Raw genomic sequence first — 24030 nt, 5'->3', positions numbered from 1 at the left:
GGTGATCTACCTGGACCACGCGGCGACGGCCCCGCCTACGCGGGAGGTGCTGGAGGCCACCTGGCCGTACCTGACGCAGGTGTTCGGCAACCCCTCCAGCGCCCACGAGGTGGGCCGGGCCGCCAGGGCCGGGCTGGACGCGGCCCGCGCGGGCGTGGCGGCGGTCCTGGGCTGCCGTCCCGGGGAGGTCGTCTTCACCGGCGGCGGCACCGAGGCCGACAACCTCGCCGTCACCGGCATCGCGACGGCCTCCACCCGCGGGCGGCACCTGGTGACGACCGCGGTGGAGCACCCGGCGGTGCTGGAGACGTGCCGCGCCCTGACGCGGCAGGGGTTCGAGCTGGACGTCGTCGGCGTCGACGGCGACGGCGTGCTGGACCTGGACGCCCTGGCGGCGGTGCTGCGCGAGGACACGGCGCTGTGCTCGGTGATGTACGCCAACAACGAGGTGGGCACGGTGCAGCCGCTCGCGGAGGTCTCGGCGCTGTGCCGGGCGCGGGGGGTGCCGCTGCACACCGACGCGGTGCAGGCGGCCTCGCACCTGCCCCTGGGGGTGGACGCGCTGGGCGTGGACGCGCTGACCGTCTCGGCGCACAAGCTCGGCGGGCCGCGCGGCGCCGGCGCCCTGTACGTGCGCGGGGTGGTGCCGCTGGAGCCGGTGCTGCACGGCGGCGGGCAGGAGCGCGGCCGCCGCTCCGGCACCGTCGACGTGGCCGGGGCCGTGGGCACCGCCACCGCCCTGCGGCGGGCGCAGGGGATGCTGCCCGCGGAGGCGGAGCGGCTGACGGCGCTGCGGGAGCGGCTGGTCGGGGGGGTGCTGGAGGCGGTGCCGACGGCCCGCCTGACGGGGCACCGCACCCGGCGCCTGCCGGGGCACGCCTCGTTCTGCTTCGCGGGGGTGGGCGGGGAGACGGTGCTGCAGGAGCTGGAGTCGCGGGGCGTGGTGTGCTCCAGCGGCTCGGCGTGCGCGGCGGACTCCGAGGACGCCTCGCACGTGCTGCTGGCGATGGGCCTGGACGCGGACCTGGCGCGCACCGCGGTCCGCTTCACCCTGGGCGAGCGCACCACGGCGGACGACGTGGACGCGGTGCTGGAGCTGCTGCCGGAGGCGGTGGCCGCCGCCGGGTGGTGAGCGCCGGGTCCTTCACGCCGCACCGGAGCGCAGTTCGTGCCGGTGGTCCTCGAGGAAGCGTCGCAGCGTGCCGGGCGGACTGCCGGTGACCCGCTCGACGTCGGTCGAGACGTCGGCGAACCCGCCTGCACGGACCCTCCGGTAGAGGTCGTCCAGGATTCCGGAGGTCCAGGGGTCGGCTTCCCCGATGGCGTCCTCGGCCGGCTGGTCGACGGCTCGCACGGTGTGCCCGACGTGCGCGGAGAGCTCCTCGGCGACCGCCGCCACGGAGAGGGGCTCCGGGCCGGTCAGGGTGAGGGCGTGACCGTGGTGACGGGCCGGGTGGTCGAGCACGGCCACGACGACCGACGCGATGTCGCGGGCGTCGACCCAGGCCAGCGGTGCGCCGCCCGACGGCATGGCGAGGCGGTGCCCGGAACGGATGGAGTCGCGGTAGAACCTCGGATCCGTCAGCACCTGCTGGAACCACGACGGCCGCAGGAGCGTCCACGTCCCGGCCCGTGCGGTCACGGCGTCCTCGACCTCCCGGGCCCAGTGCCCGGCGGGGAGCGTGCCGGCTCCCTGCTCCGACAGCAGGACGACGTGCGCGCTCCGGTTCAGGTCCACCAGCCGCCCCACGCGGTCGGGGGCGTCGGGGAGGTCGGGTCGCATCAGGTAGACGGCGTCGACGCCGTCGACGGCGGCGGGCCAGGTCGACGGGTCCTCCCAGTCGAAGGACACGTACCCCACCGACGTGGAGCGGTGCGCGTCGGGCCGGCTCGAGCCCGCCCGCAGCGTCACACCCTCAGCGGCGCGCAGCAGGTCGACCACGGCACCACCGGTCTTGCCGCGCCCCCCGGTCACCAGCACGGTGCCCCTCACGACGCCTCCCCGAGCCGGACGAGCACCTTGCCGCGGAGCGACGTGCCGCTGCGCAGCAACCCGATCAGCGCGTCCCGCACCCGCTCGATCCCGTCGATCACCGACTCGGTGTGGGCGACCTGACCGCTCCGCACCCACGGCTCCACCTCGGCGCGGAAGGCGGGCATCTCGCCGTAGTGGTCGGTGACCAGGAACCCACGGGCGGTCGCGCGCCTGGTCACGAGTTCGTAGAGGTTCCTGACCCCGTGCGGTGCCCGGCCGTCGTACTGGCTGACCATTCCGCACAACGCCAGCCTGGCGCCGGTCCGCAGGTGGTCGATCGCGGCCTCGAGCTGAACGCCGCCCACGTTGTCGAACACCACGTCGATCCCCTCCGGCGCAGCTTTGGTCAGGTGCTCGTGCAGGTCCCCGTCGTGGTGGTCGAAGGCCTCGTCGAAGCCGAGCTCGTCCACGAGGTGGCGCGCCTTGGGGGCGGAGCCCACGCTGCCCACGACGCGCGCCGCGCCGCGGAGCCGGGCGATCTGCCCGGCCAGGCTGCCGACGGCACCGGCGGCGCCCGACACGAAGACGGTGTCCCCCGGGGCGACCGCGGCCATCCGCGTGATCCCGAGCCAGGCCGTCAAGCCCGTGGCTCCCAGCGCACCCAGGTAGACCTGCGGGGGCAGCCCGGTCACGGGCAGCGTCCCCACCTGGGCGGCGTCCACCACGGACGTCTCCCGCAGCCCGGCGAAGTGCTCGACGACGCTGCCGGGGGCGACCCCGTCCGCCCGGGACCCGACCACCACCCCGACCGCTCCTCCGTCCAGGGGGGCGTGCAGGGGGAACGGCGGCAGGTAGGACGGGACGTCGTCCATCCGTGCGCGCATGTACGGGTCGACCGACAGGTGCGTGTTGCGCACGAGCACCTGCCCGGGCAGCAGTTCGGGGAGGTCGACCTCGACGAGGGCGAAGTCCTCGGGTGACGCCGCACCCTGCGGCCGGCGGACGAGGTGCCACTCGCGCGCGCGGCGAGCGGTCTGCGTTGCGACGGACATGGTGGTGACCTCCCGGTAGATGCTTGATCGGCTCAAGCAGACCCTGGCACGCCTACTTGATTCAATCAAGGGATTGACGATGCTTGATGCGGTCAAGTTCCATGGGTAGGCTCCGCGGCGTGGCAGCGCCCTCCGGCCCGGTGTCGACCTCCAGCGATGCCGAGGCGGCGATGTTCGAGTTCGTCGACACCTACGACCGCGCGTACGAGGCGGCCGCCGGGGAACTCGGGCTGAGCGTCGCCCACGCCTGCGTCCTGGGCAGGATCTCCGGGCCCCGGCAGATGGGATCGCTCGCGGAGGAGCTGCAGTGCGACCCCTCCAACGTCACGCAGATCGTGCAGCGGCTGGAGGCCCGCGGCCTGGTCCGGCGCGACCAGGACCCCGCGGACCGCCGTGCGCGGCTGGTGGCCCGGACCACGGCGGGCGAAGCCCTGAACGGCCGGTTCGAGGAGCGGTTCAGCTTTCCCCGCCACGTGACCGCCCGGCTCTCCGACCGGGAGCAGCGGCAGCTCGCCTCGCTCCTGCGGAAGGCGGTCGGCGCCGCAGCGCACCCGACCCCGGGGTCGGCACCCGAGGCCACCGGGCCGGTGTCCCCGAGGGCGTGACGCCCCTCACGACGGCGAGGCGGTCGGGCGCCGTGACAGCGTCCGCAGCGGCGGAGGGCGCTCCGACACCACGGCGCCCCTCCGCCGTGGGCCGGCGGCGCGCCGACCACGTCGGTGTCCCGATCCTCCGACACCGAGTGGCACGGGACGGTGCCGCTGCGCGTTCACCCGTTCGCTGGACGTGTTCGCAGGAGCGGGCACACCGGTCGGGGGGCGCGGATACGCTGCGGCCCCTCACGACCTGAGACGGGATGACGACATGGAGCGAGCAGCGGTGGAGGCCACCGCGCCCGGCGCGCGACGGTGGATGGGTGTCGGCCGCTCGGCGGCGGCGGACTCGCGCACCGCCGGGCTGCAGGCCACCCGCGCAGCCCTGACCGGTGAGGGCCCCCGGCTGCTCGTCGTCCTCGCCGGCATCGACCACGACCCCGCGGCCCTGTCGGCCGGGGTCGCCGAGGCCGCACCCGGCGTCCCCGTCATCGGCTGCTCCACCCACGGCGAGATCGGCCCCGGCGGGCCCGCCGACGGCTCCGTGGTCGTCACCGCGCTCGGCGGGGACGGCTTCTCGGTGTCCACCGCGTCCTCCCCCGTGCTCTCCGGCCGCCAGCGCGAGGCCGGGGCGGAGGTCGCCGCCTGCGTCGCGGCCGTGGAGGAACGCCCCCACCGGGTGCTGCTGCTGCTCACCGACGGCCTGGCCCGCGACCAGGAGTCCGTGCTGCGCGGCGCCTACGGCGTCGTGGGCGCCTCCGTCCCGCTGGTCGGCGGGGCCGCCGCGGACGGCTGGCGGATGAGCGGCACCTTCCAGCTGCACGGCACGCAGGTCCTCACCAACGGCGTCGTCGCCGCGTGCATCGCCTCCGACGCCCCCGTGGGCATCGGCCTCAGCCACGGCTGGCGCCCCACCGGCGAGCCGATGGTCGTCACCCGCAGCGGTGAGGGCCGCGTCCTCGAGCTCGACGACGAGCCGGCCCTCGACACGTACCTGCGCCGGCTGGGCGCCCCCGAGGACGTCCGGGACGACCGGGTCCTCCTCAGCCGCTACGTCCTGTCCCGTCCCCTGGGCGTGCAGCGGCGCAGCGGGATGGAGGTGCGCAACATGAGCACCGAGGTGGACCTGGAGGGACGCTCCATCGGCGGCGGCGGCGACCTCGCCCTCGGCTGCCTCACCTGGGCGATGGAGGGGGACGCGGACTCCATCCTCGCCTCCACGGCCGCGGCCTGCGCGGAGGCCAGGCGCCCGCTCGGGGACCGCCCGGTGCTGGGGATGCTGGTGTTCAGCTGCGCCGCCTGCCGGGCCGTGCTGGGCGAGGACGGCATCGCCGCGGAGGGCGAACGACTCGCCGAGCAGGCCGCCGGGGTGCCCTTCGCCGGTTTCCACACGTACGGGGAGATCGCCCGGACCCGCGGCATCGACGGCTTCCACAACCAGACGCTCGTCGTGCTGGCGCTGAGCTGACGCGGGCGGTGGAGCGGTGAGCTTCCGCAGGGGCTTCGAGGCCCAGCAGCTGGTGGAGCTGCTGGCGGTCGTCTCCTCGTGCCGGGACGAGGCCACGGCGGTGCAGGCGGCGGTCGAGTGCGCCGCGCAGGCGCTGGAGGCCGAGGCGGCCTGCCTCGTGCTCGGCGGTGACGTCGTCACCTCCGTGGGTTTCCCCGCCGGCTCCCGCGACCACGACGCGCTGGCCGCCGGCGGTGTCGGGCGCCGGCACGCGGAGATCCCCGGGATCGGCCTCTGCGCCGTCGGCGGGGCCCGGCTCGGCGAGGGCACCGACGGGCGCCTCGTCGTGGCGCGCTGCGGCGGGGAGCCCTTCAGCGTGGAGGAGTTCAACCTCATCCGCGGCATGGCCCGCGTGGTGGGCCTGACGCTGCGGATGCTGCGGACCCTGGAGGCCGAGCGGTCCCGGCAGCGCCTCGTGCAGCACCTGTACGCCGTGCAGCGCGCCATCTCCCGCCGCGTTCCGCACGCCCAGGTCCTCGACATGATCGTCGGGAGGGTGCTGGAGCACCTGGACCCCGGGGACCCCGAGGACGCCGACGGCCCCCGCGGCACCGCGGTGCGGTTGTGGTTCCGCGACGGCGACGCGGTGGACGGGGTGCGGCTGGCGGCCTGTGCCCCGGCCGGCGCGCAGCAGCCCGTCCCCGGGGAGCACCGGCTCCGGGCGCCCGTGCACGAGGACGGCAGCGCCGTCGGGACCCTGGAGGTGGTCCGGCCCGGGCGGCCCTTCAGCGCGACGGACGAGGAGGACCTCCTCGCCTTCGCCGAGCACGTCAGCCTCGCCGTCACCGACGCCAGGACCCTGCGCGCCGTGCGCGACGCGATGCACGACTCCCTCACCGGCCTGGCGAGCCGGGCGCTGTTCCTCAGCCTGCTCGCCAACGAGCTGCTCGTCGCGGGGCAGCGGGGCGGGCGCACCGCCCTGATGTTCATCGACCTCGACCGCTTCAAGCAGGTCAACGACTCCCTGGGGCACGCCGCCGGGGACCAGCTCCTGCTGGCCGTCGCCGCCCGGATCCGCTCGGCGCTGCGGCCGGGGGACGTCCCCGCCCGGCTGGGGGGCGACGAGTTCGCGGTCCTGCTCGTCGACGCGCCCGGGGAGGAGGAGATCCGCGCCCTCGGCCGGCGCCTCGTGGAGCTGCTGTCGCGGCCGGTGCCCCTGGGCGGGGGGACGGCCCACGTCGGCGCCAGCATCGGGGTCGCGCTGGGCGCGCCGGAGGAGCACGACGCCCAGGACCTGCTGCGGCGGGCCGACGCGGCGATGTACCGCGCCAAGCGCGCCGGGCGCGGCCGCTGCGTCCTGGACACCGACCCCGAGCGCGCCGGCGGGTTCACCGGCATCCCCTCCCCCGTCACGCCGCCCGACGCGCGCCTGCGCAGCCGGGCGCGCTGACGGCGGGCCGGCCGCCCGGGTCGGTCGGGTCAGGCCGCTCGGGTCGGTCGGGTCGGATCGGTCGGGCCGGTCGGGTCAGGCCGGTCGGCCGGGTGTGAACGGCACCGCCTCGACCTGCTCCCACGGGCCGCCGAGGTAGCGCCACACCCCCACCCCGGTGCCCGTGACGCCGGTGGGCAGGGGCTGCGCCGCGAGGTCCGCGTGCAGCGCCCGCGCCCGCTCGGGGGCCACCTTGTTCTGCACCGTGACGTGCGGGGTGAGGCGCTGGGAGTCCTGCGGCGTCAGCCACGCCCGCCACGCGCCGGCCAGCTCCGCGTGGAGGCGGTCCAGCTCGGGCGCGGCGAGGTCGTAGGCCACGCCGCGGCCGAGGAAGCGGACCCGGGTCACCTCCACCGCGAACGCGGGCCGGGCCGCAGCCCGCCGCACGTCGGCCAGCACGGTGGGCAGCTCCTCCCCGGGCAGGGCGTGGAAGAGGGTGACGTGCGCGGCGAGGTGGTTGCGCTCGGGCGGGAAGTGCCGCCGCCGCAGCCCGTCGAGGTGCTCCTGGCTCGCCGGGTCCAGCAGCAGCGTGACGACCAGCGGGGCGGGTCCACCCGCGGTTCCTCGCTGCACCTCAGGACCCGGAGAAGTAGAGGTACATGCCGAGCGCGCAGCTCAGCACCGCCACCGCACCGACCACCAGCGCGGCGAGCAGCCCGGCACGTGAAGCCTCGCCGCGTCGCAGCGCCAGCCCCGCGACGACCACCCCGGCCACACCGAGCACGAGGCCCAGCGGCCAGAGGACCAGCGAGGCCAGCAGCCCCACCACGGAGAGGAACACCGCGACGGAGACGGAGGAGGCGCGGGGCGCCTCCGGGGGGGCCTGCGGGGCGGGGACCGGCCGGGGCGCGGGGCGGGCCGGGCGCTTGCCGGGGTTGCGGGCGGGACGGCGGGCCATGGGCCCAGCCTCCCACCGCGCGCCCCTCCCACCCGCACGGCCCTCCCGCACGCGCACCGCCCCGCCCCCGCGGTGCGGGGACGGGGCGGTGCGGTGCCGCGGTGGAGGTGGTCAGCCGACCGTCACGACGGTGGGCGGGGCCAGGGCCTCCTCGTCGAGCGAGCCGTAGCCGACCACGCCCAGGTAGCGCCTGCGGGGCTCCAGGCCCTTCCAGGACGCGGTGTACGTGGACGTCTCCCCCAGGGTCAGGGGCAGCGGGTCCGGCGTGACCGTGAACCGGCCCACCGACGTCTTCGGCTCCACCACGAAGGAGGTGTGCGTGTAGCCGGTGCTGGACGTGCCCGGCGCGTTGGCGAAGTTGAGCACGACCGCCACGTACGTGCCCGGCTCCGGGGCCAGCACGTCCACGCGCTCGTCCGCGGCGAGCGTCGCGGACAGGCCGATGTCGACGATCTCCCCGTCCTCCTCCACGCGGAACACCCCGAGGTCGAGGTCGGCGCGCTCGTCCGCCCCGATCACCTCGAAGCGCGCGAACGCGGTGTCCTCGGGGACCTCGACGACGTACTCGTCGAGGTCGCCCTCCTCCAGGGTGGCCGTGGTGGCCTTCCCGGGCGCCAGGCCGGCGGGGACGAGGTCGACCACGCCGTCGGTGCCCCCGCGCACGGGGACGGTCACGGAGCCGGTGGTGCGGCGGCCGGCGACCTCCTCGGGCGCGTCGAGGGCGACGGGCCGCACCGCGAGGGGGCTGCGCACGGACGTGTCCGCGCCCCTCCAGGTGAGGAAACCGCTGGTGTAGCTGTCGAGCTCGGCGGCACCGACGGTGAAGGTGACCGTGAACGACTTCGTCTCCCCGGCGGCGTTGAAGTTCAGCACGCTGGGGGTGACGCGCACGTCCACACCGGGCACGGAGACCTCGGCCCGGTACAGGCCGGGCTTCACGGCGGTCACCGAGCGCCGCACCGTCTGGGTCCCGACCAGCGAGCCGATGGCGATCGACGGCTGGTTCAGGTCGCTGGGGTCGACGGCGGCCACGTCGGTGCCGGTGTCGATGCCGGAACCCTCGATGAAGGCCAGCCAGTCCCGCGGCCCGGAGTCGTAGACCAGGCCGGGGTCGAAGAACCGCCTCGGGTCCACGAACCCGGCGCCGGCGGCGAACGGGTCGCGGGCGGGCCTGCCGTTGCCGCCGACGTGGTCGCGGGCGGTCGTCATCATCGCCGACTTCACGGCCATCGGGGACCACCTCGGGTGCACCCCGAGGTACAGGGCCGCGAGCCCGGCGATGTGCGGGGCGGACATCGAGGTGCCCGAGAGGGTGGAGAAGCCGTTGCCGCCGTTCGGGCCGGGGGCGACGGCGGCGATGATGCCGACGCCGGGGGCGGAGATGTCCGGCTTGAGGACGTCGGCGTCGCTGGCGAGGGTGGGGCCGCGGGAGGAGAACCCGGCGACCTGCGGGGTGGGCGTGCGCCGGCCGGTGGTGTTGCCCACCTCGAAGGCGACGGTGGCACCGGCGCGCCCGGCGTAGTCCGCGACCTTCTGCCCGGCGGTGGTGTCGAGGTGGACCGTCGGGACGGCGTGCAGGTCGGGGTCGACGCTGCTCGGTGTGGGGTTCACGAGGACCATCCCGACGCCGCCGGCGCGCTCCACCTCGGCGGACTTCTCCACGCGCGGGTTCTCCCCGCGGTAGCAGAGGACGACCTTGCCCTTCGCCTTCGCGGGGTCCAGCGAGCCGGCCAGGCACAGCCTGGCCTTCTCGGCGTCGCCCGAGCTCACGGCGGTGGACAGCACGAGCGGGGTGCGGGGCAGGGGCTCGCGGGTCAGCCGCGCGCCGACGAACTTCCGGCCGTCGCCCAGGACGACGGTGCCCTCGCGGGGCACGGCCGTCGACGCGGCGACCGTGGTGACCCACGGGCTGGCGTGGTCGAGGGTGGACTCACCGGGTCCGTCGTTGCCGGCGGAGGCGGCCACGAAGATGCCCGCGGAGGCCGCGGACAGGAACGCGAGCTCGACGGGGTCGGCCACGGTGGTGGCCGCGCCGCCGCCGATGGAGTAGTTGATGACGTCCACGCCGTCCTCGACGGCCGCGTCGATCGCGGCGACGAGGTCGGAGGTGGCGCAGCCGGCGTCGGTGGTGGAGCTCCAGCAGACCTTGTAGACCGCCAGCGACGCGGCCGGGGCCATGCCGGAGGTGGTGCCGTAGGAGGCGCCGTCGATGACGGCCTCCACGCCGGTGCGCCCGACGGCGGTGCCGGCGGTGTGCGAGCCGTGGCCGTCGCCGTCGCGCGGGGAGAGGAACTCGTGCTCCCCGGCGTCCTCCTCGTCGCCGTCGGCGAAGAAGCCCTCGGCGAACCAGCGGGCGCCGATGATCTTCGTGTTGCACTGCGCGGCGGTCCAGCGCTCCCCGGTCTGGCAGACGCCGGTGAACGTGCCGCCGTCGTTCCTGGTCTGCACGATGCGCCCGTCGGAGCGCCGGTACGCCAGGTAGGGCTTGCCGGCGACGGGCTTCGTGCCGAGCTTCTCGCCCTGGAAGGACGGGCTCTCCGGCCACACGCCGGTGTCGAGGACGCCGACGACGACGCCCGCACCGGCCTTCTCGACCCCGCCGAGACCCGCCCACACGCCGTCCGGCCCGCTGAGGCCGAGGTAGGCGGGGGTGTCGGTGGTCTGCGGCTGGCGCAGCTCGTCCTCCACGACGGACAGGACGCCGGGGGTGCCGGCCAGCTTCTGCGCCTGCGCGGCGCTCAGCTCGGCGGCGAAGCCGTTGAGGGCGACGGTGTAGCGCTGCGCCGGGCGGGCGCCGACCGCGGCCGCCACGTCGGACTGCTGCTGCTCCAGGTGGCGGCGGTAGCGCTGGGCGGGGGCGCCGGCGAGGTCGGGCCGGCCGTCGGCCTGCGCCTTGAACCTCGGGATGCCGGGGACGGTGCCGTCGTAGTCCGCGAGGGGCTTCTGGGCGAGGGTCACGACGTAGCGACCGGCCTCGAAGTCCGACAGCGGCGGCAGGTCCTGGGCGCGCGGTGCCGCGGAGGCACCGGTGAGGGGGACGAGGGCCAGGAGGGCGCCGGTCCCCCAGGCGAGGGCGACCACCCCCCGGGGGCGCCGGGGGCGCGGTTCGCCGGGGTTGCCCCCGGCAGCGGGTGGGGTGTGGTCGGTGACCAACGTCGTGCCTCCTCAGCGGACGACGGGGCGGATGGTGCTGCCTCCGGCGTGCGGGCGCAGGTGGCCCTGCGCAGCCAACCTGCTACCGACCGTTGCGTCAAGCATCGACCGCGTGCCGTGGCCCCAGCGCGTCGGGAGCAGGGCACGCACCGGGGCCCCGCCCCTCCCCGACGGGAGGAGCGGGGCCCCGGTCCGGGCGTGGGCCCGGTGTGCGGCGGTCAGTCCCAGCTGAGACCGCTGCCGGTCTGGTACTCGATCACGCGGGTCTCGAAGAAGTTCTTCTCCTTGCCCAGGTCCATGACCTCGCTCATCCACGGGAACGGGTTCTCCGCCTCCGCCACGACCGGCGCCAGGCCCAGCTGGGCGCAGCGGCGGTTGGTGATGAAGTGCATGTACTGCTCGCACAGGTCGGCGTTGAGGCCGAGGATGCCGCGCGGCATCGTCTCCCGGCCGTAGGCCACCTCCAGCTCGCAGGCCTCGCGGAGCATGCCGCGGACCTCCTCCTGGAACTCCGGCGTCCACAGGTGCGGGTTCTCGATCTTGATCTGGTTGATCGCGTCGATGCCGAAGTTCAGGTGGATGGACTCGTCGCGGAGGATGTACTGGTACTGCTCCGCGATGCCGACCATCTTGTTGCGCCGGCCCAGCGACAGGATCTGCGCGAAGCCCGTGTAGAACCACATGCCCTCGAAGATCACGTAGAAGGCCACGAGGTCGCGCAGGAAGTCCTGGTCCGCCTCCGGGGTGCCGGTGCGGAAGCCGGGGTCCTCCAGGTGCTTGGTGTACCTCAGCGCCCAGGAGTCCTTGGCCGTGATGGAGGGGATCTCCCGGTACATGTTGAACAGCTCGCCCTCGTCCAGGCCGAGGCTGGTGCAGATGTACTGGAAGGTGTGCGTGTGCACGGCCTCCTCGAAGGCCTGCCGCAGCAGGTACTGCCGGCACTCCGGGTTGGACAGCTGCCGGTAGACCGCCAGGACGATGTTGTTCGCGACCAGGGACTCCGCCGTGGCGAAGAAACCCAGGTTGCGCTTGAGCATCAGGCGCTCGTCCTCGGTGAGGCCGTCCTTGGACTGCCACAGGGCGATGTCGGCCTGCATGGACACCTCGGTGGGCATCCAGTGGTTGTTGCAGGCGGAGAGGTACTTCTGCCACGCCCACTCGTACTTCAGCGGCAGGAGCTGGTTGACGTCGGCGCGGGCGTTGATCATCGCCTTCTGGTCGACGCGCACGCGGTTGCCGGTGGTGTCGATGTCACCCAGGCCCGTGGCGACGGCACCGGGCTCGGCGTGGTCCACCGCGGCGGCGGCCACCGTCTCGGGGGTGAGCTGCGTCGGGACCGCCGTGGAGGCCTCGCCCGCGGTGCTCGTGAGGGGGGTGTCGTCGAACGTGGTCACTGGCAGGCCTCGCAGTCGGGGTCGGTGATGGAGCAGGCGGCGGCGTCCTGGGGGGCGGCCGGGGCGGGGGCCTGGCGCGGGGCCGGGGTCGCCGGGGCCTGGGGAGCCGGGGCCTGGGCGCCGGCCGGGAGGGTCACGGGCGAGACGGCGTTGAGCTGCCCGTCCGTGCCGCGCAGGGTGCTCTTCTCCACGTGCGTCGCGCTCTGCGAGCGCAGGTAGTACGTGGTCTTCAGGCCCGAGTGCCACGCGTTGCGGTACATCTGGTCCAGGACCCGGCCGCTGGGCTTGTTGACGTACAGGTTGAGCGACTGCGCCTGGTCGATCCACTTCTGCCGGCGCGCGGCCGCGGCGATGATCCAGGAGTGGTCCACCTCGAAGGCGGTGGCGTACAGCTCCTTGAGGTCCTCGGGCACGCGGTCGATGGGCGCGAGCACCCCGTCGAAGTGCTTCAGGTCCGCCACCATGACCGCGTCCCACAGGCCGCGGGCCTTCAGGTCGCGCACCAGGTGTGCGTTGACGACCGTGAAGTCGCCGGACATGTTCGCCTTGACGAACAGGTTCCGGTACAGCGGCTCGATGGACTGGCCCACGCCGCAGATGTTGGAGATCGTCGCGGTCGGCGCGATCGCCATGACGTTGGAGTTGCGCATCCCCGTGGCCACGACCCGCTCGCGCAGGGCGTCCCAGTCGAGGCGCTGGGTGAGGTCCACGTCGAACTGCACACCGCGGTCGGCGGACTGCCGCGCGGCGGAGTCGATGGGCAGGATGCCCTGGCTCCACAGCGAGCCCGGGAAGGACTCGTAGGCGCCGCGCTCGGCCGCGAGGTCCACCGAGGCGGAGATCGCGTGGTAGCTGATGGCCTCCATGCTCACGTCCGCGAACTCCACGGCCGCGTCGCTGCTGTACGGGATCCGCTGCGCGAACAGGGCGTCGGAGAAGCCCATGAGGCCCAGGCCCACGGGGCGGTGCTTCAGGTTCGAGCGCTCCGCCTGCGGGATGGTGTACAGGTTCGTGTCGATCACGTCGTCGAGCATCCGGACCGCGGTGCGGACGGTGCGCTCGAGCTTGGCGTGGTCGAGGCCGTCGGGGCCGACGTGCCGGGCCAGGTTGACCGAGGCGAGGTTGCAGACCGCGACCTCGTCCCGGGAGGTGTTGAGGGTGATCTCCGTGCACAGGTTGGAGGAGTGCACGACGCCCACGTGCCGCTGCGGGGAGCGGACGTTGGCCGCGTCCTTGAACGTGATCCACGGGTGGCCGGTCTCGAAGAGCACCGTGAGCATCCGGCGCCACAGGTCCAGCGCCCGCACCCGGCGGAACGTGCGGATCTCGCCGCGGTCGGCCGCCGCCTCGTACTCGGCGTAGCGCTCGGCGAACGCCGTGCCGTAGAGGTCGTGCAGGTCGGCGACCTCGTCCGGGGAGAACAGCGTCCACTGCCCGTCGGCCTCCACCCGCTGGAGGAAGAGGTCCGGCACCCAGTTCGCGGTGTTCATGTCGTGGGTGCGCCGGCGGTCGTCGCCGGTGTTCTTGCGCAGGTCCAGGAACTGCTCGACGTCGATGTGCCAGGTCTCGATGTACGCGCAGACCGCGCCCTTGCGCTTGCCGCCCTGGTTGACCGCCACGGCCGTGTCGTTGGCGATCTTCAGGAAGGGCACGACGCCCTGGGAGGTGCCGTTGGTGCCGCGGATGTGGGCCCCGAGGCCGCGCACCGGGGTCCAGTCGTTGCCGAGGCCGCCGGAGTACTTCGCCAGGAGCGCGTTGTCGCGGATCGCGGAGAAGATGCCGTCCAGGTCGTCCGGCACGGTCGTCAGGAAGCACGACGACATCTGCGGCCGGGTGGTGCCGGAGTTGAACAGGGTCGGCGTGGAGGCCATCACGTCGAAGGACGACATGGCGTCGTAGAACTGCTGCGCGCGCTCGTCGCGGTGCTCCTCCGCCAGGGCCAGGCCCATCGCCACGCGCAGGAAGAACGCCTGCGGCAGCTCGTAGCGCACCCCGTCGGTGTGCAGGAGGTAGCGGTCGAAGAGGGTCTGCAGGCCCAGGAAGGTGAAGTCGAGGTCCCGCTCGGGGCGGATCGAGGCGCCGAGGCGCTCCAGGTCGAACTCCGCCAGGCGCGGGTCCAGGGCGCCGGTGGACACGCCGTGCTCGATGTAGCGGCGGAAGTACGCCGGGTACAGCTCGGCGACCCGCTGGCGGTCCAGGCCGTCCTCGGACATGCCCAGGCCCTCGAACACCTCGCGCTGCAGGACGTCCAGCAGCAGCCGGGCGGCGACGTAGGTGTAGTTCGGCTCGGTCTCCACGAGCGTGCGCGCCGCCATGACGGGCGCCGAGTCCAGCTCGTCCAGGCCCATGCCGTCGTAGAGGCTGCGGGCGGTCTCGGTGAGCACCGCGTCGGCGTCCACGCCCTCCAGCCCGGTGCAGGCGTCGACCACGACGCGCTGCAGGCGGGCCACGTCCAGGGGCCGGCGGGTGCCGTCGGGCAGCTTGACCGTGGTGCGGGCGGCGCGCTCCAGGGCCGCCGGCGGCGGGGGCAGCTCGCCGCGGCTGGCGCGGGCCCGGGCGTGCTCCTCGCGGTAGAGGATGTAGGAGCGGGCGATCTCGCGGTGCCCGCCGCGCATGAGGGCCAGCTCGACCTGGTCCTGGATGACCTCGACGTCGATGTGGCGGTCGGCCACCGCGCGGCGGCGGATGACGTCGACGACCTGGGCGGTCAGGGTCGAGACGAGGTCGCGGACGCGGGCGGAGGCACCGGAGGCCTCGCCCTCCACTGCGATGAACGCCTTGTGCAGGGCGGTCGCGATGCGGGACTGGTCGAAGGGCACCGGGGTCCCGTCGCGCCGCAGGACGGTGAGCTCGAGCTGGGCCCGGTCCTCGGGGGTGCCCCCGGAGCCGGCCCGCCGCTGGCCGGGTGCGCCGTTCACGCTCAGCCTGTCAGGAGCTTCGGTCGAAAGGTCTGTCACTGCGCTCTCCTCGCCACGTCGTGCTGCGTCGACCGGGTGCGGGTGGGCGACAGGTCGTCCGGCTGCGGGCGCGCCGAAGCTGCGCGCTCGCTCGTCGAGGGCATGGCGGTGCCACGCCGGGGCGTCGTGCTCCCCGTCGGCGGCCGCCGTCTTCCCCGCTTCCCCACGGGACGCCGGTCGTTGCCGCAACCCTCTGCCGAAGTGGTTCCCCCCGGTCCTCGGGAACCGTCCCCACCGGTGCGCCGGAGCCTCTCCAGCCCCGTCCGTCCCGGTGGTCAACCAGTGGCCCGACACTACATCTAGGGACCGGCACGTCGCGCGCTCCGACATGTTGTGTTTTCCGTGTCGCCGCCGCCGCTGCACCCGGGACGTGTGGACCACCCGCGGCCGATCTGTGGACGACGGCGGAGAACCGCACGTCAGGGGCTGTGCACCCCTGTGCGCGGGCTCCTCCACTGCCTGTGGAGGACGGGCGGGAGAAGTTCCGCGGACCGCCGCGCGCCCCGGCGTGTCGCGCCGCGCCCGGGCAGCCGCCCGTCCCCCACCGGCACACCCCGACCACCTCCCGCCACCGCCCGCACGCTCCCCCCACGGTCGCACCGGCCTCGGACACGCACCCGCCGGAGCACCCTGCGCAACGCACGAGGGGCGCCCCCGGCCTCGGCCGGGGGCGCCCCTCGCGGGAGCGGACGTGCTCAGGCGGGCACGATGAGCCCGGCGGTCTGCGTGCGGGCGCGCTGGAAGCGCTCCGCGGCGTCCGCCCAGTTCACGACGTTCCACCACGCCTTGACGTAGTCGGCGCGCACGTTCTTGTAGTCCAGGTAGTACGCGTGCTCCCAGCAGTCCAGCAGCACGATCGGCACCAGGCCGAGCGCGATGTTGCCCTGCTGGTCGTACAGCTGGACGATGATCAGCCGCTGGCCGACGGAGTCCCAGGCCAGGATCGCCCAGCCCGAGCCCTGCACACCCGCCGCCACGGCGGCGAAGTGCGCGCGGAACTTCTCGAAGGAGCCGAAGTCCTCGTCGATGGCCGCGGCGAGCTCACCGGTCGGGGCGTCCCCGCCGTCCGGGGACAGGTTCGTCCAGAACGCCGAGTGGTTGACGTGCCCGCCGAGGTTGAACGCCAGGTTCTTCTCGTGCAGGTTCACCGCCGCCAGGTCGTCGGCGTCGCGGGCCGCGGCCAGCTTCTCCAGCGCCGTGTTGGCGCCGGTGACGTAGGCCTGGTGGTGCTTGCTGTGGTGCAGCTCCATGATCGCGCCCGAGATGTGGGGCGCCAGCGCCGAGTAGTCGTAGGGCAGGTCCGGCAGCGTGTAGTTCGCCACGGCTCTCCTCGTCAGATCGTTCGTGCCCGTCGGGGCGGCCCGTCGCGGGACGACCCACCCCCTCCTGCCGGTGGCGCGTCGCGTCGGCGCGTCGCCGGGTGCACCGCGACCCTCGCGCAGGCCACGGCCCGCCGCAAGAGTGCGGTGCGCACATGATCGCCCTCGCGCCGCGGGCACCCGTCGGCGCCCCCGCCTACGCTGGCCGCGTGCCGACCCCCCCGACCGCGCCCGTCGTCGGATTCGACCTCGACATGACCCTCGTGGACTCCCGGGACGGCATCGCGGCCACCCTGCGCGCGGCGCTCGCCGAGGCCGGGGTGCACGTCGCGGAGGCCGACACCTGGCCGTTCGCGGGCCTGCCCCTGGAGACGATCGTGGCGGGCCTGGCCCCGGACCTGCCGCCGGAGCGGGTGCCGGCCGTCGCCGAGCGCTACCGCGCCCTCTACCCCGACCTCGGCGTCGCCTCGGTCGTGCCGCTGCCCGGTGCCGCGCAGGCCCTGGCGGCGCCGGCCGCGCACGGCGGGCGCAGCGTCGTCGTCAGCGCCAAGCACACCCCGAGCGTCCACCGCGTCCTCGCCGCGACGTCGCTGGCCGCGGCCCTGGACCCGCGGGACGTCGCCGGGGGGCTGTTCGGCGACGCCAAGGGCCCCTTCCTCGCCGCGGCCGGCGCGACCGCCTACGTCGGCGACCACCCCGGGGACGTCGCCGCCGCCCGCCGCGCCGGGGCGGTGTCCGTGGCCGTCACGACGGGCGCGCACGACGCGGGCGCCCTGCGCGCCGCCGGTGCCGACGTCGTCCTGCCCGGCCTGCGGGAGCTGCCGGGCTGGCTGGCCGGGCACGTCCTGGACCTGCGCACCGCCGCCCTGCGGCACCGCCTCGCCGAACTGGGCTCCGTGCTCGTGGCCCTCTCCGGCGGGGCGGACTCCGCGCTGCTGCTCGCCGAGGCCGTGCGCACCCTCGGGCCGGAGCGGGTGGCCGCCGCCACCGCCGTCTCCGCCTCCCTGCCCGCGGTGGAGCTGGACGGTGCCCGCGCGCTGGCCGGCCGCCTCGGGGTGCGCCTCCTGACGCCCCGCACCGCCGAGCTGGCGCGCGCCGGGTACACCGCCAACGGCACCGACCGCTGCTACCACTGCAAGGCGGAGCTGACGGAGACGCTGCTGCCGCTGGCCGCGGAGCTGGGCCTGGCGCACGTGGCGACCGGCACCAACGCCGACGACGCCGTCGCCGGGTTCCGCCCCGGCATCCGCGCGGCGGCCGAGCGCGGTGCCGTGACCCCCCTGCTCGACGCCGGCCTCACCAAGGACCAGGTGCGCGCCGCCTCCGCCCGCCTCGGCCTGCCCACCGCCGACAAGCCCGCCGCGGCCTGCCTGGCCAGCCGCATCGCCTACGGCACGCCCGTCACCGCCGCCGCGCTCGCCCGTGTCGAGGCCGCCGAGACGGCCCTGCGGGCGGCGCTGGCCGGGGCCGGGGTGGCGGTGCGGGACCTGCGGGTGCGCGACCTGGGCGCCGGCCGCGCCCGCGTGGAGGTGGACGCCGGCGCGGTGGCGCGGGTGGCGTCGCTGCCCGCCGCCGCGCAGGCCGTGCGGGCGGCCGGGTTCGGCGAGGTCGCCGTCGACCCGCGCGGCTTCCGCTCCGGCTCGATGAACGAGGCCCCGGCCCCCGCGTCCGCCGGCCCGCCCGCACCCGTCGCCCTGCCCGCCCCCGCGCCCCGGCCCGGCGCGGGAGCGCCCGCGCGCACCCCCGGCGGCACGGCTGGGCACGTGGGCAGCGCCCCACGGGACTAACCTTGACCCACGAGTCGCGCCGGGCGGCGCCCCCGACGGAGGCAGCGCCACCCGAGCAGCGCTCACAGGACGCAGGAACACCGCACGCAGCAGCACCGCACGCAGCAGGACGAGACGTAGCGACACAGGCCGCCCCCGGCGGCCCCCCGACATCCGAGAAGGTTCCCGTGCCGACTGGCAAGGTCAAGTGGTTCGACGCCGAGAAGGGTTTCGGCTTCCTCGCAGACGAGGACGGCGGCGAGGTCTTCGTGCACGCCTCCGCGCTGCCCGCGGGCACGGCGGCCCTCAAGCCCGGCGGGCGCGTGGAGTTCGGCATCGTGCAGGGCAAGCGCGGCGCGCAGGCGCTGTCCGTGCGCGTCCTGGACCCGCTGCCGTCCGTGGCGCGCGCCACCCGCAAGCCTGCGGACGAGATGGTCGTCATCGTGGAGGACCTCATCAAGCTCCTCGACGGCGTCTCCGGCTCGCTGCGGCGCGGGCGCTACCCGGAGAAGGGCGCAGCGCAGAAGGTCGCGACCGTGCTGCGCGCCGTGGCCGACGACCTGGAGGCGTGATGCCCGCAGCACGGACCGCGGTGGACGACGCCGCCCCCGCCCGGGCACGCCGGGCGCGCAAGCCCGTCCTCGACACGGCCGCGGCCGCCGCCGTCGACCTCGCGCGGGCCGCGGCCGAGGAGGTCGCGGAGCCGGGCTCCGTCGGGGAGCACCTCGGCGCGGCCGTCGAGGGCGACCGGATCGTGGCGCACTCCTTCGCCTGCCTGCTGCGCGGCTACCGCGGCTGGCAGTGGGTCGTCACCGTCACCCGCGCCTCCCGCGCCCGCAACGTCACGGTCAGCGAGGCGTGCCTGCTGCCCGGCGACGGCGCGCTGCGGGCACCGGAGTGGCTGCCCTGGGACCAGCGCATCCGGCCCGGCGACGTCGGGCCGCAGGACGTGCTGCCCTACAAGGCGGACGACCCGCTGCTGGACCAGGGGTACGAGGCCACCGGCGAGGAGGAGACCGACCGCCTGGCGCTGTGGGAGCTCGGCCTCGGCAGGCGCCGGGTGCTGTCCCAGCTCGGCCGCGCCGAGGCCGCCGCGCGCTGGTACGAGGGCGACCGCGGCCCCCGCGGCGAGGTCGCGGAGAACGCACCCGCCCCGTGCTCCACGTGCGGCTACCTGCTCCTGGTGGCCGGGTCGATGCGCCAGGTGTTCGGGGTGTGCGCCAACGAGTGGTCCCCCGACGACGGGCGCGTGGTCAGCCTGGACCACGGCTGCGGCGCGCACAGCGAGACGGACGTGGAGCAGTTCACCGCGGAGGTCGTGCCGCTGGTCGTGGACGACCTCTCCCCCGGTGTGCTGGAGCTCGTGCCCACCGCCGAGCTCGCCGCCGCCGAGGCACCCGGGGAGCCGGTCACCGCCGGGGAGCCCGCGCCCACCGACGCCCCCGAGGAGCCCGCTCCCGCCGACGCCCCCGCCGACGCTCCCGAGGAGCCCGTCGCAGAGGACGGGACGGGCGCCTGAGAGCGCACGACCCCGGCGGCGCCGACCCCTTCGGCACCGCCGCGCTGCGCTCGCACGTCCTGGACGCCTGGGCGGCCTCCCCGTCGAGGCTGCGCGAGGACGCCAACGCCGAGGAGGACGCGGCCCTCGGCGGGTACCGCGACCGGCTCGTCGTGGAGCTGGCGCAGAACGCCGCCGACGCGGCCGCCCGCGCCGGGGTCGGGGGCCGGCTGCTGCTGCGCCTGCTCCCCGGCACCGGCGGTGCGCCCGGCACCCTGCTGGCCGCCAACACCGGCGCTCCCCTGGACGCCGCCGGGGTGCAGGGCCTGGCCACCCTGCGCGCCTCCGGCAAGCGGGACGACACCGGCGCGGTCGTGGGCCGCTTCGGCCTGGGGTTCTCCGCCGTGCTGGCCGTCACCGACTCCCCGGCCGTCGCCAGCCGTGGCGGCGGAGTGCGCTTCAGCCGCGCCGGCACCCTGGACCTCCTGGCCGGGCGCGCCGCGTCCTCCCCAGGGCTGGCCGCCGAGGTCGCCCGCCGCGACGGCGCGGTGCCCGTCCTGCGGCTGCCCTTCCCGCACACCGCCGCCGTGCCCGCGGGGTACGACACCCTCGTGGAGCTGCCCCTGCGCGACGCGGGCGCCGAGCACCTGGCGCGGGAGCTGCTCGCCGCGGCGGACGACGTCCTGCTGCTGGCCCTGCCCGCGCTCGCCGAGGTCGTGGTGGAGCTGCCGGGGCGGCCGCCGCGGCGCCTGGCGGACGTGGCCTCGCGCTGGCACACCTTGCGCCGCAGCGGATCCCACGCAGAGGAGGCCCTTGCCGGGCGCGGCGTGGAGGAGCGCGCGCGGCGGGCGTGGGAGCTGACGTGGGCGCTGCCCCGGCCGGTGGACGGCGCGGAGCGGCTCGCGGCGCCCGGCACCGGGCGGCCCGCGGTGGCCGGCCCGGGGGTGCTGTGCGCGCCCACCCCCACGGAGGAACCGCTGCCCTGGCCGGCGCTGCTGCTGGCGACGGTGCCGCTGCAGCCCGACCGGCGCCGCACCGCCCCCGGGCCGGCCCGGGACGCCGTGCTCGACGCCGCGGCGCACGCCTACGTGGACCTGCTCGTGCAGGTCGCCGCGGACGCCGACGAGCCGGGCGCGTCGGGCGGCGCCGTGCCGGGTGCGGCGCTCGGCGCCGACGTGCTCGACCTCGTGCCGCACGGCCTGGCCGCCGGGGAGGTGGACGCGGACCTGCGCACGCGGGTGCTGGCGCTGCTGCCGGAGGTGCCGCTGCTGCGCGCGGTCGCGGACGCCGACGGCGCCCCGGCGCGGGTGCGCCCCCGGGACGCGGTGGTGCTGGACGCCCCGGCGGGCGAGGACGAGGCGGTGCTGCGCGCGCTGGCGCCCGTGCTGCCCACCCTCGTGGCGGCCCCGCGCCGGCACCTGCCGCTGCTGCGGCTGCTCGACGTGACGCGGGTGCCGCTCGCCGACGTGGTGGAGGAGCTGCCCACCCACGGCACGACGCCCGCCGGGTGGGCGCGGCTGTACGCGGCGCTGCGCCCGCTGGCGGCCGACCCCACCGCCCGGGAGGCGCTGGCGGCGCTGCCGGTGCCGCTGGCCGACGGGCGGGTGGTGCGCGGGCCCCGCGGCCTGGTGCAGCTCGCGGCGGGCTCGCGGGTGGCACCGGACGCCCTGGCGGTGCTCGCGCCGTACGGGCTGCGGGTGGTGCACCCGGACGCGGCGCACGAACTGCTGGAGCTGCTCGGCGCGCGCGGCGGCCCCGCCTCGGCGCTGCTGGGCGACCCGGCGGTGCGGGCGGCGGTGCTGGCCTCACCGGACGCCGAGGACCCGGACGAGCTGGCGGAGGCGGTGCTGGAGGTGGTGGCCGCCTGCCTGCCGGAGGTGGACGGCGCCGCCGCGGTGGACGCCGCGCGGGAGCTGGCCGAGCGCCTGCCGTGGCTGGGCGAGCTGGCCCTGCCGGACTCCGACGACGAGCTCGCCCCGGCGTCGGCGCTGGCGCTGCCGGGGAGCCTGGCGGCGCAGGTGCTGGACGAGGCCGAGGTGGGTCTCGTGCACCCGGAGCTGCTGGCCGGGCGGGGTGCGGCGCCGCTGGTGGCCGTCGGGGTGCTGGACGAGCCGGGCACGCTGCGCCTGGCGGAGGTGCTCGTCGACCCGGAGGACCCCACCCACGACACCGCCCACGACACCGGCGACGACCCCGGCCACGACGCCCGCCACGACACTTCCGGCCACGACGCCGCGGACGGCGGGACGGGCGTCGACGGGACGGGTGTGCGGCCGCCGGGGTGGGCGCGCTACCTGGCCGGGCTGGCCGCCGTGGTGGAGGCCGCGGCGGAGGCCGGGGGCCCGGCCGTGCCGCTCGCCGCCGCGGACGTGCTGCTCGTGCGGGACCTGGACCTCGTGCGCCCGGACGCCTGGCCGCGGGTGCTGCCGGTGCTCTGCGCGCGGCCGGCCACGCGCCGGGCGCTGGTGGAGCGCTGGGCGCTGCGCGGCGCCGGGCCCGCCTCGGGCGGCGGGGTCGTGCTGGACGTCCTGGGGCACCCGGCGTGGTGGCTGCGCCGCCGGGGTCCGCTGCCTCCGGTCACGCGGGGGCCCGCGGCCGGGGCGCTGCTGGGCTGGCTGGACCCGGCGCCGGGCTGGGTGGCGGAGCTGGACCCGCAGGTGCGGCACGCGCTGGGGGTGCTGGACGAGCCCGCGGACGCCGACCCCGAGGCGGTGACGGCGCTGCTCGCGCTGAGCGCCGAGGAGGCCCGGCGGGTGCCGCCCGCGGCGCTGCTGTGGCTGTGGCGGCTGCTCGCCGCACACGCGCGGCGCCTGGCGTGGCCGGACGGCCTGCCCGAGCGGCTGCGGGTGCTGGACGCGGCCTCCGGCGGCACGGCCGTGGTGGCCGCGGAGGACGTGGCGGTCGCGGACTCCCCGGCGTGGGCCCAGCGCTCCGGCCTCGGTCCGCTGCTGCTGGTGCCCGCCGCCTCGGCGGGGGACGTCGCGGAGGCGCTGGAGCTGGACCTGGCCTCCGAGAGGGCCGAGGGGGCGGTGCGCACCACGGGCGGCGAGGAGGTCGCGGTGCCGGCGGAGGTGGGCGTGCTGCTGCCGGGTGCGCCGTCCTCGTGGCAGCGCGCCGCGCGGGTGCGGGTGGACGGGGAGGACGTCGGCTGGTGGGTCGGGCCGGACCCCGCGCGGGGCCCGGCGGCGGTGTGCGCGACCGCGGCCGGCGGCGCGGCGTGCGGGCTGGCCCTGGCCGCGGGCCGCTGGGAGCTGCGGCACGACGTGGCGGCCCTGCTGGCGGCGCCGGACGCGGCGGCGCGGGCGGCCGTCCTCGCGGCCGCCCTCCCCGGCTGAGCCACCGCCGGACGCCGACGCGCCGTCACCTCAGCGGGCGCGGTCGCGCCGTCACCTCAGCGGGCGCGGTCGCGCCGGTGCAGGTACAGCAGGGCCAGCCCGCCCAGGCACAGCCCCGCCAGGCAGGACCCCACCCACCGGCCCCGGCCGTACGCCCGCGCCTCGGGCACCAGCAGCGCGACGAGGAGCAGCACCGCCCACACGGCCGTGCCCACGAGCACCGCGGTGCGGTCGTCGGTGCGCAGCGGCTCCGGTGGGGGCTTGGCCTCGGACGGGCGCAGGAACAGGCGCACCCCGCCAGGGTAGGCGCGCGCCCCCCCTGGCGCCCGCCCGCGCCGGCGTCTGGTCGGATGGGGCCCATGCCTCAGGAACAGTCGGCGGAGCAGGTGGCGGCGCGGGCCCGCGGGGGCGGCGCACAGGGCCGGGTGGCCGTGGTGACCGGCGCCAGCAGCGGTATCGGCGCGGCGACGGTGCGGGCGCTGGCGGCGGCGGGGTTCGAGACGGTGGCGGCCGCGCGCCGGGTGGAGCGCTGCGAGGAGCTGGCCGCGCAGGTCGGCGGGCGCGCGGTGCGGCTGGACGTGACGGACCCGGACTCGGTGGCGGCGCTGGCGGAGGCCGTGCCGGACGCGGCGGTCGTCGTGCACAGCGCCGGGGGCGCGCTCGGGGTGGACCGGGTGGAGGACCTCGACCCGGAGGGCTGGCGCTGGATGTACGAGACGAACGTCCTCGGCGTCGCGCGGGTGCACCGGGCGCTGCTGCCGGCGCTGCGCCGCAGCGGCAACGGCCACGTCGTGGTGCTGGGCTCGATCGCGGGTTTCGAGGTCTACCCCGGCGGTGGCGGGTACACCGCCGTGAAGCACGGGGTGCACGCGCTGTGCCGCACGCTGCGGCTGGAGCTGCTGGGCGAGCCGGTGCGGGTCACCGAGGTGGCACCGGGCATGGTGGAGACGGAGTTCTCCCTGGTCCGCCTCGGGGACGCGGACGCGGCGGCGGGCGTGTACCGGGGCCTGACGCCGCTGAGCGCGGAGGACGTCGCGGACGTCATCGCCTTCGCGGTGACCCGCCCGCCGCACGTGGACCTGGACCACGTCGTGGTGCGGCCGGTGGCGCAGGCCGACGCGGCACACGTGCACCGGGCGGGCTGAGCCACCGGG

Annotated in this window: 18 protein-coding genes; 9 read left to right on the top strand and 9 right to left on the bottom strand. The window is 76.3% G+C overall.

Annotated elements, in window-relative coordinates:
- Window position 1: 1 nt before the first annotated feature.
- The gene (locus tag ACYQBY_RS03960; RefSeq protein ID WP_459642530.1) at window positions 2-1132 is read left to right on the top strand and encodes a cysteine desulfurase family protein; all 1131 of its coding nucleotides are present in this window, start codon (window positions 2-4) and stop codon (window positions 1130-1132) included.
- A gap of 12 nt (window positions 1133-1144) precedes the next feature.
- Here ACYQBY_RS03960 and ACYQBY_RS03955 read toward each other — a convergent pair whose 3' ends face one another.
- Window positions 1145-1993 carry an NmrA family NAD(P)-binding protein gene (locus ACYQBY_RS03955; RefSeq protein ID WP_459642529.1) on the bottom strand — a complete coding sequence of 283 codons (849 nt, stop codon included), beginning with the start codon at window positions 1991-1993 and terminating at the stop codon, window positions 1145-1147.
- The gene (locus ACYQBY_RS03950) at window positions 1990-3027 is read right to left on the bottom strand and encodes an NADP-dependent oxidoreductase (RefSeq protein ID WP_459642528.1); all 1038 of its coding nucleotides are present in this window, start codon (window positions 3025-3027) and stop codon (window positions 1990-1992) included. The genes ACYQBY_RS03955 and ACYQBY_RS03950 overlap by 4 nt, the downstream gene beginning before the upstream one ends.
- 119 nt (window positions 3028-3146) lie before the next feature.
- Between ACYQBY_RS03950 and ACYQBY_RS03945 the strand changes: the two genes are divergently transcribed.
- The 3 genes from ACYQBY_RS03945 (at window position 3147) to ACYQBY_RS03935 (ending at window position 6517) form a co-directional block, all read left to right on the top strand.
- Complete coding sequence (locus ACYQBY_RS03945) at window positions 3147-3632, top strand: MarR family winged helix-turn-helix transcriptional regulator (RefSeq protein ID WP_459642527.1); 486 nt, start codon at window positions 3147-3149, stop codon at window positions 3630-3632.
- A 259-nt stretch (window positions 3633-3891) separates the two neighbouring features.
- A complete protein-coding gene (locus ACYQBY_RS03940; RefSeq protein ID WP_459642526.1) occupies window positions 3892-5088 on the top strand; it encodes an FIST signal transduction protein in 1197 nt (398 codons plus the stop codon).
- Window positions 5089-5104: 16 nt separating this feature from the next.
- Entirely contained in the window at window positions 5105-6517 is a 1413-nt protein-coding gene (locus ACYQBY_RS03935; RefSeq protein WP_459642525.1) for a diguanylate cyclase domain-containing protein, read from the top strand.
- 75 nt (window positions 6518-6592) lie between these two features.
- On the opposite strand, the gene ACYQBY_RS03930 is transcribed toward ACYQBY_RS03935, so the two are convergent.
- The 6 genes from ACYQBY_RS03930 to ACYQBY_RS03905 form a co-directional block, all read right to left on the bottom strand.
- Window positions 6593-7129 (bottom strand): 2'-5' RNA ligase family protein, encoded by a 537-nt coding sequence (locus ACYQBY_RS03930; protein ID WP_459642524.1) that lies wholly within the window; start codon window positions 7127-7129, stop codon window positions 6593-6595.
- 1 nt (window position 7130) lies between these two features.
- Window positions 7131-7454 (bottom strand): hypothetical protein, encoded by a 324-nt coding sequence (locus ACYQBY_RS03925; protein ID WP_459642523.1) that lies wholly within the window; start codon window positions 7452-7454, stop codon window positions 7131-7133.
- Between the two features lie 111 nt (window positions 7455-7565).
- Entirely contained in the window at window positions 7566-10607 is a 3042-nt protein-coding gene (locus ACYQBY_RS03920) for a S8 family peptidase (protein WP_459642522.1), read from the bottom strand.
- 218 nt (window positions 10608-10825) lie between these two features.
- Window positions 10826-11902 carry a ribonucleotide-diphosphate reductase subunit beta gene (locus tag ACYQBY_RS03915; RefSeq protein ID WP_459643105.1) on the bottom strand — a complete coding sequence of 359 codons (1077 nt, stop codon included), beginning with the start codon at window positions 11900-11902 and terminating at the stop codon, window positions 10826-10828.
- Window positions 11903-11997: 95 nt separating this feature from the next.
- A complete protein-coding gene (locus ACYQBY_RS03910; protein ID WP_459642521.1) occupies window positions 11998-14919 on the bottom strand; it encodes a ribonucleoside-diphosphate reductase subunit alpha in 2922 nt (973 codons plus the stop codon).
- Window positions 14920-15653: 734 nt separating this feature from the next.
- Entirely contained in the window at window positions 15654-16280 is a 627-nt protein-coding gene (locus ACYQBY_RS03905; RefSeq protein ID WP_459642520.1) for a superoxide dismutase, read from the bottom strand.
- Window positions 16281-16486: 206 nt separating this feature from the next.
- On the opposite strand from ACYQBY_RS03905, the gene larE reads away from it, so the two are divergent.
- The 4 genes from larE to ACYQBY_RS03885 all read left to right on the top strand — a co-directional run bounded on the left by larE (window position 16487) and on the right by ACYQBY_RS03885 (window position 22876).
- Entirely contained in the window at window positions 16487-18064 is a 1578-nt protein-coding gene (gene larE, locus ACYQBY_RS03900; protein ID WP_459642519.1) for an ATP-dependent sacrificial sulfur transferase LarE, read from the top strand.
- Between the two features lie 167 nt (window positions 18065-18231).
- Window positions 18232-18615, top strand: coding sequence for a cold-shock protein (locus ACYQBY_RS03895; protein ID WP_459642518.1), 384 nt, complete (start codon window positions 18232-18234; stop codon window positions 18613-18615).
- Window positions 18615-19562, top strand: coding sequence for a DUF3027 domain-containing protein (locus ACYQBY_RS03890; RefSeq protein WP_459642517.1), 948 nt, complete (start codon window positions 18615-18617; stop codon window positions 19560-19562). Before ACYQBY_RS03895 ends, ACYQBY_RS03890 begins: the two co-directional genes overlap by 1 nt.
- A 152-nt stretch (window positions 19563-19714) precedes the next feature.
- Complete coding sequence (locus ACYQBY_RS03885; protein ID WP_459642516.1) at window positions 19715-22876, top strand: sacsin N-terminal ATP-binding-like domain-containing protein; 3162 nt, start codon at window positions 19715-19717, stop codon at window positions 22874-22876.
- Window positions 22877-22932: 56 nt separating this feature from the next.
- Here ACYQBY_RS03885 and ACYQBY_RS03880 read toward each other — a convergent pair whose 3' ends face one another.
- Window positions 22933-23169 carry a DUF2530 domain-containing protein gene (locus tag ACYQBY_RS03880; RefSeq protein ID WP_459642515.1) on the bottom strand — a complete coding sequence of 79 codons (237 nt, stop codon included), beginning with the start codon at window positions 23167-23169 and terminating at the stop codon, window positions 22933-22935.
- A 66-nt stretch (window positions 23170-23235) separates the two neighbouring features.
- Between ACYQBY_RS03880 and ACYQBY_RS03875 the strand changes: the two genes are divergently transcribed.
- Window positions 23236-24021 (top strand): SDR family NAD(P)-dependent oxidoreductase, encoded by a 786-nt coding sequence (locus tag ACYQBY_RS03875; protein WP_459642514.1) that lies wholly within the window; start codon window positions 23236-23238, stop codon window positions 24019-24021.
- Window positions 24022-24030 lie beyond the last annotated feature (9 nt).

The sequence above is a fragment of the Kineococcus anabasis genome (assembly GCF_054590795.1).
Note: the sequence above shows the minus strand (reverse complement) of the source record. Positions and strands in the feature narration are given on the sequence as shown.